At 62.5% G+C, this 14,312-nt stretch carries 9 protein-coding genes; 6 read left to right on the forward strand and 3 right to left on the reverse strand.

Going from position 1 to position 14,312, the window contains the following annotated elements:
• Positions 1-28: 28 nt before the first annotated feature.
• Positions 29-3,532 (forward strand): DNA polymerase III subunit alpha, encoded by a 3,504-nt coding sequence (gene dnaE, locus BUB53_RS16935; RefSeq protein ID WP_073036248.1) that lies wholly within the window; start codon positions 29-31, stop codon positions 3,530-3,532.
• Positions 3,533-3,607: 75 nt separating this feature from the next.
• On the forward strand, positions 3,608-4,471 hold the full coding sequence (locus tag BUB53_RS16940) for a hypothetical protein (RefSeq protein WP_143163254.1): 864 nt from the start codon (positions 3,608-3,610) through the stop codon (positions 4,469-4,471).
• A gap of 5 nt (positions 4,472-4,476) precedes the next feature.
• Here BUB53_RS16940 and BUB53_RS16945 read toward each other — a convergent pair whose 3' ends face one another.
• Complete coding sequence (locus BUB53_RS16945) at positions 4,477-4,671, reverse strand: SlyX family protein (RefSeq protein WP_073036252.1); 195 nt, start codon at positions 4,669-4,671, stop codon at positions 4,477-4,479.
• A gap of 120 nt (positions 4,672-4,791) precedes the next feature.
• Here BUB53_RS16945 and hisS point away from each other — a divergent pair, with 120 nt between their 5' ends.
• From hisS to hisG, 3 genes are read left to right on the forward strand one after another with little or no spacing between them, the layout of a single operon-like run.
• Positions 4,792-6,282, forward strand: a complete 1,491-nt coding sequence (gene hisS, locus BUB53_RS16950; RefSeq protein WP_073036254.1) for a histidine--tRNA ligase — start codon at positions 4,792-4,794, stop codon at positions 6,280-6,282.
• A complete protein-coding gene (locus BUB53_RS16955) occupies positions 6,279-7,364 on the forward strand; it encodes an ATP phosphoribosyltransferase regulatory subunit (RefSeq protein WP_073036256.1) in 1,086 nt (361 codons plus the stop codon). The genes hisS and BUB53_RS16955 overlap by 4 nt, the downstream gene beginning before the upstream one ends.
• Positions 7,361-8,056, forward strand: a complete 696-nt coding sequence (hisG, locus tag BUB53_RS16960) for an ATP phosphoribosyltransferase (protein ID WP_073036258.1) — start codon at positions 7,361-7,363, stop codon at positions 8,054-8,056. Before BUB53_RS16955 ends, hisG begins: the two co-directional genes overlap by 4 nt.
• Before the next feature lie 1,330 nt (positions 8,057-9,386).
• Here hisG and BUB53_RS16965 read toward each other — a convergent pair.
• Both BUB53_RS16965 and BUB53_RS16970 read right to left on the reverse strand, forming a co-directional pair.
• A complete protein-coding gene (locus BUB53_RS16965) occupies positions 9,387-9,980 on the reverse strand; it encodes an outer membrane protein (RefSeq protein ID WP_073036260.1) in 594 nt (197 codons plus the stop codon).
• A 283-nt stretch (positions 9,981-10,263) separates the two neighbouring features.
• Positions 10,264-10,692 (reverse strand): DUF1489 family protein, encoded by a 429-nt coding sequence (locus BUB53_RS16970; RefSeq protein WP_073036262.1) that lies wholly within the window; start codon positions 10,690-10,692, stop codon positions 10,264-10,266.
• 97 nt (positions 10,693-10,789) lie between these two features.
• Between BUB53_RS16970 and BUB53_RS16975 the strand changes: the two genes are divergently transcribed.
• Positions 10,790-14,182, forward strand: coding sequence for an LAGLIDADG family homing endonuclease (locus BUB53_RS16975; RefSeq protein ID WP_073036264.1), 3,393 nt, complete (start codon positions 10,790-10,792; stop codon positions 14,180-14,182).
• The last annotated feature ends 130 nt before the right edge of the window (positions 14,183-14,312 follow it).

The following is a 14,312-nucleotide window of genomic DNA, read 5'->3' on the forward strand; positions in this document are numbered from 1 at the left end:
TGCTGCGGGTGTCGTTACTCTGGCGGGCATGAGCAACGATCCCCGATTCATCCATCTCCGCGTCCATACCGAGTATTCCCTGCTGGAAGGGGCCGTGCGGCTGAAAAAGCTGCCGGGCCTGTGCGAGGCGGCGGGCATGCCCGCAGTGGCCGTCACCGACACCAACAACATGTTTGCGGCGCTGGAGTTTTCCGTCACCGCCAGCGGGGCGGGGATACAGCCGATCATGGGCTGCCAGGTGGATCTGGAATATGTGCAGGTGCAGCCGGGCGAACGGCCCAAGCCGCCCGCACCGGTGGTTCTGCTGGCCCAGAACGAGCGCGGTTATGAAAACCTGATGAAGCTCAATTCCTGCCTGTACCTGCGCGGCGACGGTCAGCTGGCGCATGTGACGGTGGAGGAACTCGCGCAACACAGCGACGGCGTGATCTGCCTGAGCGGTGGACCGGACGGGCCGGTGGGGCGGTTGCTGCGGGCCGGACAGCGCCCGGCGGCGCAGGAATTGATGGAGAAACTGCACAGGGCCTATGGCGACCGGCTCTATGTCGAGTTGCAGCGCCATCCCGGCGAAGACGGCGCGCCCGAGGCCGAGCGCCTGACCGAGCGCGGTTTCGTCGAAATGGCTTATGCCATGGGGATTCCGCTGGTGGCGACGAACGATGTCTATTTCCCCAATTCGGACATGTACGAGGCCCATGATGCCATGCTCTGTGTGGCGGAAGGCGCCTATGTCGATCAGGCCGATCCGCGCCGCCGCCTGACCGCGCAGCACTATTTCAAGACGCCGCAGGAAATGGCGACGTTGTTCGCCGATCTGCCCGAGGCGTTGGAAAACACGGTAGAGATCGCCAGGCGATGTGCTTTTGGCACCTACAGGCGCGATCCGATCCTGCCGCGCTTTGCCGATGACGAGGTCGAGGAATTGCGCCGTCAGGCCAAGGAGGGGCTGGAGGCGCGTCTGGCCGTGATCCCCCATGCCGCACCGGTCGAGGAGTATGAAAAGCGGCTGGACTTCGAGTTGGGGATCATTGAGGGGATGGGCTTTCCCGGATATTTCCTGATCGTTGCTGACTTCATCAAATGGGCCAAGGATCAGGATATCCCGGTGGGGCCGGGGCGGGGGTCGGGCGCGGGCAGCCTTGTGGCCTATGCGCTGACCATCACTGACCTCGACCCGTTGCGCTACAGCCTGCTGTTCGAACGTTTCCTCAACCCCGAACGGGTCAGCATGCCCGACTTCGATATCGACTTCTGCATGGATCGCCGCGAGGAGGTGATCCAATACGTGCAGGAAAAATACGGCCGCGACAAGGTGGGGCAGATCATCACCTTTGGTGCGCTGTTGTCCAAGGCGGCGGTGCGTGACATCGGGCGCGTCCTGCAGATGCCCTACGGGCAGGTCGACAAGCTGTCCAAGATGATCCCCGTGGAAGGGGTCAAGCCGGTTTCGATCGAACAGGCCCTGAAGCAGGAGGACCGCCTGCGCCAGGCCGCGCGCGACGAAGAGGTGGTCGACCGGTTGCTGAATTACGGCATGAAGGTCGAAGGGCTGTTGCGCAATGCGTCGACCCATGCGGCGGGCGTGGTGATCGGGGATCGGCCACTGGACGAGCTGGTGCCGCTCTATCAGGACCCGCGCTCGGACATGCCTGCCACGCAGTTCAACATGAAATGGGTGGAGCAGGCGGGGCTGGTGAAATTCGACTTTCTGGGCCTGAAAACCCTGACGGTCATTCAGAACGCCATCCAGCAGATTCACAGCGAAGGGCGCGACCTGCATATCGCGCAGGACGGCAGCACGATCTACGAGCCGTTCGAGGGGGCCGAGAACGACATCGGGCAAATCCCGCTGGATGACGAGCGGACATACGACCTTTATGCGCGGGCCAGGACGGTTGCGGTGTTTCAGGTGGAAAGTTCGGGCATGATGGATGCCCTCAAGCGGATGAAACCCACCTGTATCGAGGATATCGTGGCGCTTGTGGCGCTGTATCGTCCCGGTCCGATGGAGAACATCCCCAAATATTGCGAGGTCAAGAATGGCCTGCGCGAGATCGACTCGGTTCATTCGCTGATCGACCATATCCTCGAAGAAACCCAGGGCATCATCGTCTATCAGGAGCAGGTGATGCAGATCGCGCAGGTCATGGCCGGTTACAGCCTTGGCGGCGCCGACCTGTTGCGCCGGGCCATGGGCAAGAAGATCAAGGAGGCGATGGACGCCGAACGCCCGAAATTCACCAAGGGTGCGATGGAAAACGGGGTGGATGAGGCCAAGGCGAAAGAGGTCTTCGACCTGCTGGAGAAATTCGCCAATTACGGGTTCAACAAATCCCACGCGGCGGCCTATGCGGTGGTCAGCTACCAGACGGCATGGCTCAAGGCCAATCACCCGGTCGAGTTCATGGCCGGGGTGATGAATTGCGACATCCACCTGACCGACAAGCTGGCCGTGTATTTCCAGGAGGTGAAGAAGGGTCTGAAACTGCCCTATGCGCCGCCCTGCGTGAACCGGTCCGACGCGGTGTTCCAGGTGCGTGGCGGGGTGCTGCATTATGCGCTTGGCGCGCTCAAGAACGTGGGTGTCGAGGCGATGCGCCTGATCGTCGAGGGGCGCGGCGACAAGCCCTTTGCCACGCTCTATGATTTCGCCCGCCGGGTGGACCTGAAGCGTATCGGCAAACGCCCGCTGGAAATGCTGGCGCGTGCCGGGGCGTTCGATGAACTGGACAGCAACCGCCGCCGGGTGTTCGACAGTGTCGAGGCGCTGATGAACTATTCGGGGGCGATCTTCGATCAGAAAAACTCGAACCAGGTGTCGCTGTTCGGCGAGGCGGGCGATGACCTGCCCGAACCGCGCCTGAGCCCGGTTCAGGATTGGCTGCCCGCCGAACGCCTGACCGAAGAGTTCAAGGCCATAGGGTTTTATCTGTCCGGGCATCCGCTGGACGATTACATGGGCGCGCTCAAACGCAAGGACGTCAAGACGCTGGACGAGGTTACCGCACTGGCCGAACAAAAGGGCGCGGTTCTGGTCAAGATGGCCGGTGTCGTGGCCGGGCGGCAGGAACGTAAATCGGCGCGCGGCAATCGCTTTGCCTTTGCGCAACTGTCCGACACGACCGGCGGCTACGAGGTGACGCTGTTTTCCGAAACACTGGAAAAGTCGCGTGATTTTCTGGAAACCGGAACGCAGGTGGTGCTGACCGCCGAGGCCACCATGGAAAGCGACCAGTTGAAACTGCTGGGCCGGTCGGTGCAGCCCATCGACGGGGTCGTGGCCGATGCCGGGGGGATCGGGCTGCGTATTTTCGTCGAGACGGAAAACGCAATTCCCTCGGTGGCTTCGGTTCTACGGGACGCCGCGCAATCGGCGAAATCGGGCGGGCGCGGGCCGATCTGCTTTTGTCTTATGGGGCAGGGTCTGCCCGGCGAGGTTGAGATCGACGTGGGCGAGGAATATCCTGTCACCCCGCAAATCAAGGGCGCGATCAAGAGTTTGAGCGGTGTCATGACCGTGGAGGAGATCTGAGATCTCGCCACTGGACCCGGTCCTGCGGGGTGCGGTAATACCAAGGTATTCCTTTTGCAGTAGGTGATCCTTTTGGTGCGACGTCTTTTGTTCTTTGCGGCTTTGACCGTGCTTGCCGGATGTGGTGATCCGATGGACAAGGTCGTGCGCCTGTCGGATCAGGACGTGGCCGAGGATGCGCCCACGCTTGATGTCGCCCGCGCACCCGACCCCGAAGAGACAGCCGGTGGCGGATTTCTGGCCCGGTTGCTGAACCGCAGCGAAGGATCGGCCTCACTGAGTGACGATACCACGGCGGATGACGGGGCAACTGCCACGAGGGGCGAGACGCAAGCCGCTTCCCTCGATGACGGCGCAACCGCCCCGGATAGGGCCCGGTCCCGGCGCGGTGGGTTCTTTGGGCTATTGTCTTCGGGGGCGTCGAAACCCGATGTCTCTGCCGCAGGAGCGGCCAGTGACATTCCTCCCGGTACGGTGTTGCCCTATGGCAGGGTCGCCCGGATTTGCGGCCTGTCCCTTGGGCAGATGGGCAAGGTGATCGCCTCGTACCCCGAACGCCGCCCGGTCCATACGCTGTATGACAGCGATCCGGGCAACACCGCGCCGCATACTTTTTACCTGAGCGGGTTTGGCGATGGCTGTGCGCGGCAGTTCACCGCGTCGCTGGCGGTTTTCGGCACCGTCGAGATGCACGAGCAACTGCGCTATGGCCTGCCCGCCGAAGTGCAGCCCTACAGCGATACGGACAAGGCCTATGAGAAGGTGAAATCCAGGGTTTGCGGCGTTCCACAGCGCAAACCCTGCGGGACACGGATTCGGCGGCTGGAGAAGGACACCGTGTTCCTCAGCATCTATGAACGTTTCGGTGGAAATGCCGACTGGACCAACCTGTTGCTGCATGGCGGCGATGTGATCGCGCAGGACCGCAAGGGCGGTTGAGGGCGTTACCAGTGCGGCGGACGTTCGTCGCCAAGGGCGATGCTGCCGCCCTGATCCTGTTCGCGCTCGGCCTCGCGTTCCAGCAACAGTTGCACACGGCGCGTCAGCAGCGCGATTTCGCGTTCCTGACGGGCGATCACCTCGGACAGGTCATCGACGGTGCGGGTCAGGTGGGCGATCTGTTCTTCAAGGGCTTCCATGGCGCGATCTAGCGGTTTGGAGCGGCCCGCGTCAATCGTGGACCGCCTGCCACAGCTTGCCCCCGCTGGCCCCATCCGCTAGACGCTGCGGCAAACAGCATATGCCGATGGACCCGTATAATGGCCAAGCAGAAGAAACAGCCCCGCCCCAAGGCCGAGACGCCCAAGGGGTTCCGCGACTATTTCGGCCCGGAAGTGACCGAGCGTGCCGAGATGCTGCAACAGATCGCACGGGTGTATCATCTCTACGGGTTCGAGGCGCTGGAAAGCAGCGCGGTCGAAACGGTTGAGGCGCTTGGCAAGTTCCTGCCCGATGTGGATCGCCCGAACGAGGGCGTCTTTGCCTGGCAGGAGGATTCCGAAGGTGACAAACCCGGCGACTGGCTGGCGCTGCGCTATGATCTGACAGCGCCGCTGGCCCGCGTTTACGCGCAGCACCGAAATGACCTGCCCACGCCCTACCGGCGCTATGCCATGGGGCCGGTCTGGCGCAACGAAAAGCCGGGGCCGGGGCGGTTTCGCCAGTTTTATCAATGCGATGCGGATACCGTGGGCGCGCCCTCGGTCGCGGCGGATGCCGAGATTTGCGCGATGCTGTCGGACACGCTGGAACAGGTCGGCATCCCGCGCGGGGATTACATCGTTCGGGTGAATAACCGGAAGGTTCTGAACGGTGTTCTGGAGGTCATGGGCCTTGAGGAAGGCGAGCAGCGCGATGCGGTGCTGCGCACCATCGACAAGTTCGACAAGGTCGGCGAAGAGGGTGTGCGCGAATTGCTGGGCAAGGGGCGGCTGGATGCCTCGGGGGCCTATATCGACGGTGTGGGTCTGAGCGACGATCAGGCCGGGCCGGTGCTTACATTTCTGACAGCCAAGAAGACACACCCATCTATGACTTTAGGTGTGTTGCGAAATGCAGTTGGTCATTCTGTCGTGGGACAGGAGGGCGTTCAGGAACTCGAAACTATTGCCGAGCTTTTGGCTGCGCAGGGCTACGGGCCGGACCGCGTGGAGATCGATCCCAGCGTCGTGCGTGGGCTTGGGTATTACACCGGGCCGGTGTTCGAGGCCGAGCTGACCTTTGAAATCTTTGACGAAAAGGGACGCAAGCGGCAGTTCGGCAGTGTTGCCGGGGGCGGGCGGTATGACGATCTGGTCAAGCGGTTCACCGGGCAGGCGGTGCCAGCGACGGGGGTGTCGATCGGTGTTGATCGTCTGCTGGCGGCGCTGCGTGAAAAGGGCCGGATCGGGGGTGCCGTTGAGGGCCCCGTGGTGGTGACGGTGATGGATCGCGACCGGATGGCCGATTATCAGGACATGGTGGGCGAATTGCGCCGTGCGGGTATCCGGGCCGAGGTGTATCTGGGCAATCCCAAGAACTTCGGCAACCAGATGAAATATGCCGACCGGCGGGGCTCGCCGATTGCCGTGATCGAAGGCGGTGACGAGAAAGAGCGCGGTGTCGTGCAGATCAAGGATCTGATCCTTGGCGCGAAGATTGCCGAAAACGCGACCCTGGAAGAGTGGAAGGAACGGCCCAGCCAGTTCGAGGTGCCGCGCGCGCAACTTGTTGAAAAGGTGCGGGAAATTCTGGACGGGCAGGGATCATGACCCAACGCTCCGCCATCCGCGCCGAGGCCGCGCGCCTGCGGGCGTCCTTCGAGGCCGAGGGGGCGCAGCCTGTTGAGACGGCGATTCTGCAACCGGCCGAGGTTTTGCTGGATCTCTATGGCGAAGACATCCGTGCGCGGGCTTATGTGACGTCGGATGCGCTGCGCGGGGAGCAGATGTTGCGGCCGGATTTCACCGTGCCGGTGGTGCAGATGCATATGGAGCATGGGGCGGAACCGGCCTGTTACACCTATTCGGGCGAGGTGTTTCGCCGTCAGGAAGACGACCCGGAGCGCGCCAATGAATACATGCAGGTCGGCTTCGAGGTGTTCGAGCGCGATGCCCCGGAGGCGGCGGATGCGCGTGTTTTTTCGATCATTTTCAATACGTTGAAGCCTTTGGGGCTGCGTGCCGCGACCGGGGATATCGGCGTATTGATGGCGGCGGTCGACGGGCTGCACACCAGCGAGCGGCGCAAGCGGGCGTTGCGGCGGCATATCTGGCGTCCGCGACGATTTCGCGCACTGATCGACCGGTTTTCGGGGCGGGTGCCGGTGCCGGACAGCCGGGCGGCGCTGTTGTCGATGGCGGACCCGATGTCGGGGGTGGCGCCGGTGATCGGGATGCGGCAGGAGGTTGAAATTCTGAGCCGGATCAAGGCGTTGCAGGAGGATGCGGCCACCGATCCGATCTCGGAAAACGAGGTGGCGCTGATCGACGCGGTGCTGTCGGTGCGTGAAACCTCGGACAATGCGCTATCACATTTGCGTGATATCGCGGTGGACATGTCCACGATCCAGCCTGCGGTGGACCGGCTGGCGCGGCGGCTGGAGGCGTTGGAGACACGCGGAATCGACGTGACGCGGCTGGATTTCGAGGCCAGTTACGGGCGGACGAACATGGAATACTATGACGGCTTTGTCTTTGGTTTCTATGCAGAAAATCGCCCCGACCTGCCGCCGGTGGCGACCGGCGGGCGGTATGATGCGCTGACCCGGCACCTGGGGCGGGGGCGCGAGATTCCGGCGGTGGGCGGCGTGATTCGCCCCGGATTGGTGGTTGAACTTGGGGGGCTGACATGAGCCTCAAACTGGGTGTGCCGTCGAAGGGGCGGCTGATGGACAAGACCTTTGACTGGTTCGGCCAGCGGGGGATCGAACTGGGCCGGGCCGGATCGGACCGGGAATATGCCGGATATGTCCAGGGCATTGATAATGTTGAACTTGTTCTGCTCTCCGCCGGGGAAATCCCGCGCGAACTGGCCGCCGGGCGCATCCATCTGGGGGTGACGGGCACCGATCTGGTGCGCGACAAGCTGGGTCAGTGGGATCGCTCTGTTGAGGAATTGGCAGGGCTTGGCTTCGGTCAGGCCGATCTGGTGCTGGCGGTGCCCAGATGCTGGGTGGATGTGAACACGCTGGACGATCTGGATGCCGCCGCCGCCGCGTTCCGGCTAAAGCACGGATTTCGTTTGAGAATTGCCACCAAATATCACCGTCTGGTGCGGGAGTTCCTGCGCGATAACGGGGTGGCGGATTACCAGTTGGTTGACAGCCAGGGCGCAACCGAGGGCACGGTCAAGAACGAGACCGCCGAAGCGATTGCCGATATCACCTCGACCGGCGATACGTTGCGGGCCAACCATTTGAAAATATTGGAAGATGGGTTGATCCTGCGCTCGCAGGCGACGCTGTTCCGCGCCCGCAGGGCGGCGATGGACGAGAGCGACCGCAAAACGCTCAAGACCCTGCTGAAACAACTGGCGCTGGACTGAGCCGCGTTTCGTACGTTTTGTACGATGTGTACGCGGGTTTTGTACGAAAATCGGGGGGTGTTCGGAAATTTGCGTCCATCAGGGGCGCAAACCGGGGCGATGTGGGCGTAGTGGAGACCGGCGCGTGGTGCGGTAACCTTCGGTTAATCGGTTTGTGTCAGAACGGGGATGTTGGCGCGATACGTGAAGGCCGTGATCGGGCGAGGTGAAGGATATGGCATTACGGGGTGTGGTTGGGCGATGGGGGCAATGGTGATGTGTTAGCGGCGTTGGAATGGTGAATGTTTGGAATGAGGTCATTGTGTCCTAGAGAATGCGGCACACTCTAAACGCCTTTTTGGTTTGATGGGCCATGTGGTAGCCTCCTCCGCCGTTCAATATTTGGATTGTGCGGACGAGCCGAAACTAATCTTCGGGCCTCAAAGGTTTGTCCGTTGTCTACGGTGATTTTGAAAGCACAGAGCAGCTTTAAGGTTGTTAATTGCTCAGATCTGATGACTGCGCTTGTGACGTGGGCAGCAGGGATCTTTCTGATAGCCAGATGCCGCCGGAATGCCATCCGGTAGTAGTCGAGTGTCTGTAAGAAAAGACGTTCACCGTTATCTTCACTTGTCAGATCAAACACAAGACAGTTGGTTGGTTTCGATTGGAGGAAAGCTTGAAACTTTCCTAGTGCCCAGTAGCCATCAAGATCGTTATGTCGGCTTACAAAGCTTTCAAGAAGATCGTTGCACACGCCCCTAAGTTCTCTACGCCGTCCCATATACCGCTCCACTTGTTGGGTATGGCGAGAGCTTTTGCTCGCGCCCCGGCGTTCTCAATCGCAGGGAACTTTTCTATCCGTGTTGTCGTCGAAAGGCAACTTCGTCCGCATAGTGGCCCTCGGCGCCAAGTCCGGCTGTCGTCTGGATTGAAACCGGAGAGGTCTTTCCACTCGCGCGAAACAGCGGCCGAAGGCCGCCGCGCATCGCCAGACCGCCCATCCGGGCTGGCGATTTTGTGAGGTGGGTGTCCCATTCCGGCCTCTTTCGGATTTGGCTGGCATAAACCGCGATGAATGATCGTTTGATCGCCATCCCGCGGTCTGGCGTGGCGCGGCTTTGCATCCGAGGTGTTAAAAACAGCGCGATTGGCGCATGTCGATCCCATCGCCCCCCCTGCAAACGAAACGGGCGCGCCCGAAAGGACGCGCCCGCCACGAGGCCCGATCTGGAGGGGTCAGGCCTTCAGGCCGTCGGGGCCTGCCGCATTCACGCGGCAAACCCCGATCTTCCGATGTCGCATGCCTGAGGGGTGAAAACCCGGTGCCGGGTTTTGCGTGACATATGCATCAGAAGCGGAACGTACCGCGGACCTGAACCGTGGTGGCTTCGAGATCAGTGGTGGTGTTTCCGAAATTGGAGAACTCGTGATACAGCGCCTCGCCGCCGAGCGAGAAGTTCGGCGTGATCATGTGTTCATAGCCCGCGCCGACGAAATAGCCGTCGTCATCGCCCAGCGTGTCGGTGTCGGCCTGTGCCCAGCCCCCGGTACCGTAAAGCAGGCCGTTGCCGATCTTGTAGCCGCCGCGCAGTTTGACGCGGAAGATGTTTTCCAGCGTCGGGTTGCCTGCGCCGAGCCCGATATCGGCCCAGTCGTAATCGAGGCCGCCGCCGACGACCCACTGACCGAAGTCATAATCGTACCCGCCGGTCAGACCGCCGATGGCGCCGTCGCCGTCCACGCCCGGAATGCTGGTATCGGCATTGCCATAGCCGACCTGCCCGCCGAGGTAGCCGCCGGTCCAGTCGGGGCTGGCCGGAGCGGGCGGGGGGGCAGGGGTGGCGATGACGGGATCGGGCGCGGGCTCGACGGGGGAGCCAGCGAAAGCGGGGCCTGTGGCAAGGGCCAGGGAGGCGACGATAAGGGAACCTTGTTTCAGCATTGGATCAGATCCTTTTACCTTTGTGTCCTGTCATGTCCTCGCTGGTGCGGGACTGCTCGTTTCCTGTGATGCCGGTGCCGCGAGCGCGGGCCAGCGACCGCAGACAGCGACTGCGCTGCGGTTGGTTAACAGGTGAGAGCGAAAGGGCCGACATTCAACGGGGGATGGAATTTACGGCGCGATTCTGCCGGGTGGCCGTCGCGTCATGCGCTAAAAACCGCCGTTTTCCTGCTGAAAAAGCGGTGGGTAGCGCGATGGCGCTCAAAACCTCGTGACTGTGGCGTCAGAGCACGCCGATATCGGCCAGCGCCGCCGAGAGTTCGGGCGGCAGCGTATCCTCGGACTGGCGGCTGGCGGGCAGGTCGGCGGGGGCGTCGGCCGTTTGCAGGTAGCGCCAGCCCTGAAACGGGCGTTTCCGGGCAGTGGTGGTACGGATTATCTGCGGGTCCAGCACGAAGGCGCAGCGGCGGATGCCGTCCTCGCCGATGATCTCGTCAAGGCGCAGCAGGCGCTGGCGGCATTGCACAAGCCCCTGAAGGACCCAGAAAATCGAGCCCCCGTCGAGCAGTTCGGCCTCGCGTTTGGGCCACATGCGGGTGATGTGGCGCGGCATGCCGTCGGGGCCCTGCGCACGGGGCGTGGATTGCCAGCGCATCAGGCTTTCGACACTGTCCGTGCCGACGCTGAGCTTGATGAGATGGAGTTTGGCCATGACCTGCGATTCCCCCCGGCGATGGGCATATAGAGTAGTGGAAATGCGCCGGGCTTCAAGCTATTGTGGGTCTCCCCAGCCAAGCAGGATTCGCGCCATGACCCGTTTCGCCGCCCCCATCGCCCAGTCCATCTGGGATATGAAATACCGTCTGAAAGACGCCGATGGCACCCCCGTCGACGAAACTGTCGAGGATACCTGGCGGCGTATTGCCCGTGCTCTGGCGGCGGTCGAGGCCGAGCCGGAAAAATGGGAAGAGCGGTTTTACGGTGCGCTGGAGGATTTCAAGTACCTGCCGGCGGGGCGGATCACGGCGGGGGCCGGGACGGCGCGCAGTGTGACGCTGTTCAACTGTTTCGTGATGGGCACGATCCCCGACAACATGGGCGGCATATTCGAGATGCTGAAAGAGGCTGCGCTGACCATGCAGCAGGGCGGCGGGATCGGCTATGATTTCAGCACGATCCGTCCCAGGGGGGCCGAGGTGCACGGCGTGGCCGCCGATGCCAGCGGGCCGCTGAGCTTCATGGACGTATGGGATGCCATGTGCCGCACCATCATGAGCGCGGGCAGCCGCCGGGGCGCGATGATGGCGACCATGCGCTGCGACCATCCCGATATCGAGGATTTCATCGCCGCCAAGGCGGATTCGGCGCGGCTGCGGATGTTCAACCTGTCGGTTCTGGTGACGGATGCCTTCATGGAGGCGGTCAAGGCCGATGGGCCGTGGGAGCTGGAATTCGGCGGCAAGGTCTACAAGACGGTCGAGGCGCGCGACCTGTGGAACCGGATCATGCAGGCGACCTATGATTTCGCCGAGCCGGGGGTGATCTTCATCGACCGGATCAACGAGGCCAACAACCTGAATTACTGCGAAACGATTGCGGCGACGAACCCTTGCGTCACGGCTGAAACATGGGTTGCAACCGATGAAGGGGCGCGGCAGGTGCGCGATCTGATTGGCCGCCGGTTCAGGGCGGTTGTGGATGGCGTGGCGTATGACAGCGGAGCGGAGGGGTTCTTTGCCACCGGGATCAAGCCGGTTTTGCGGTTGAGCACGGTGTGTGGGCGCGGCCTGCGGCTGACGGCCGATCACCTTGTGCGCAAGGTTTCCGAAAAGACCCGCTGGCGAATGACGACTGACTGGGTCCCGGCGGGCGAGTTGCGCCCCGGTGACGAAGTGATGTTGCACGATCACCGGCGCGCGGGATGCGTTGCGGATACCGGGGACGCAAAGGGCTATCTTCTGGGGCTGTTGATTGGCGATGGCGTGATCCGGGCCGACAAGACGTTGATTTCGGTCTGGCCAAAGGCCGCCTGCGGTAATGGCCCCGACCTTGGGAACAGCGTCATGGATCGGGTCGAAACCCTTCTGCGGAGCCTGCCGCACCGGGCGGATTTCATGGGCTGGCAGGAGGTTGCGGGCCGTGGCGAATATCGCACAGGCACCGCCGCGCTGACTGCCCTTGCATCGGAATACGGTCTGCGGCAGGGCCACAAGACCCTGACGCCGCAGATCGAGGCTGCAAATCCCGGATTCTGCGCCGCTGTTCTGCGTGGGTTGTTCGACGCGGATGGATCGGTGCAGGGCACGCAGGACAAGGGCATATCGGTGCGGCTGGCGCAGAGTGACATGGCCCTGCTGGAGGCGGCGCAACGCATGCTTGCGCGCCTTGGCGTGAATTCCGTCATCTATCGCAATCGTCGCGAGGCGGGGCACCGGCCCCAGCCGGACGGTATGGGCGGACAGCGCGATTATGCGATCCGGGCGCAGCATGAGCTTGTGGTGTCGGGAGACAACCTGCCGGTCTATCAGCAGAAGGTCGGCTTCACCGATGTGGAAAAGGCGCGGCGGCTCGAGGTTGCGCTCAGCGGTTACAAACGTGCCCTGAACCGGGAGCGATTTACCGCTGTGGTGGCCGACGTGTCGGAGGATGGCGAGGCCGAGGTTTTCGATGTTTCGGTCCCGGGTGTGAATGCCTTCGACGCCAACGGCATATATGTACACAATTGCGGCGAGCAGCCCCTGCCGCCCTACGGGGCGTGCCTGTTGGGGTCGGTCAACCTGGCGCGGCTGGTGCGCGATCCGTTCGGCGAGGGGGCGGCGCTGGACCGGGAGGCGCTGGACGATCTGGTGGCGACCGCCGTGCGGATGATGGACAACGTGGTGGATGCCTCGAAATTCCCGCTGGAGGCGCAGGCGCAGGAGGCCGTCAACAAGCGGCGGATCGGGCTGGGGGTGACCGGGCTGGCGGATGCGTTGCTGATGGTGGGCTTGCGCTATGGCAGCGACGAGGCCGCGGCGCAGACCGAGGCCTGGCTGAAGCAGATCGCGCGCGCGGCCTATCTGGCCAGCGTGGACCTGGCCAAGGAGAAAGGGCCGTTCCCGCTGTTTGACTCTGACGCGTTCCTGGCCTCGGGCAACATGGTGGGCATGGATGACGACGTGCGCGCGGCGGTGGCCGAGCACGGTATCCGCAACGCCCTGCTGACCAGCATCGCGCCGACCGGGACGATCAGCCTTTATGCGGGCAATGTCAGTTCGGGGATCGAGCCGGTCTTTGCCTATTCCTACACCCGCAAGGTGCTCCAGAAAGACGGGTCGCGCACCGAGGAAGAGGTGGTGGATTACGCCGTGCAGATGTGGCGCGAGCGGAGGGGCGATGCCGAATTGCCCGACTATTTCGTGAATGCCCAGACACTGGCCCCGGCGGATCACGTGAAGATGCAGGCCGCCGCGCAGCGCTGGGTGGACAGCAGCATTTCCAAGACGATCAACTGCCCGGCCGATATTTCCTTCGAGGCGTTCAAGGACGTCTACATGCAGGCCTATGAAACCGGCTGCAAGGGCTGCACCACCTACCGGCCCAACGACGTGACCGGCAGTGTGCTGAGCGTGAGCGAAACTGTGGATAAAACGCCGGGCGAGGCCGGTGTGCCGCTGCCGGAAGAGGGCGGCGAGGTGGTTTACATGTCCGAGCCGCTGGACCGGCCCACGGAACTGGAGGGCGCGACCTACAAGCTGAAATGGCCCGACAGCAACCATGCGATCTATATCACTGTGAACGATATCGTGCTGAACGGGCATCGCCGCCCGTTCGAGGTGTTCATCAACTCCAAGAACATGGAGCATTACGCCTGGACCGTGGCGCTGACGCGGATGATCAGCGCAGTGTTCCGGCGCGGTGGCGACGTGAGTTTCGTGGTGGAGGAGTTGAAAGCCGTGTTCGATCCGCGCGGCGGGGCATGGATGCAGGGAAAATACATTCCTTCGATCCTTGCGGCGATCGGCGGGATCCTGGAACAGCACATGATCTCGATCGGGTTCCTCGAAGGCGAGGGGCTGGGGCTCAAGACCGACCCGACGCAATCGGTGGTGAACCTCAACGCGCCGCGCGGCCCGTCCTGCCCGTCCTGCGGCAGCTATGACATGCGGATGATCGAGGGCTGCATGACCTGTGCGAATTGCGGCCATTCCAAATGCGGCTGAGCGGAAGGGTGTGGGGGTGTTGTGAGACCCGGCATAAAACGGCCATTATCAGCGTTTTTTGACCATTCCGACACAGATCAAATGACCACCGACAACCCGGCTTGTCGGTGGTTTCTTTTTATTTCAGATA

Source organism: Roseovarius pacificus, from assembly GCF_900142665.1.
GTDB lineage: Bacteria > Pseudomonadota > Alphaproteobacteria > Rhodobacterales > Rhodobacteraceae > Roseovarius > Roseovarius pacificus.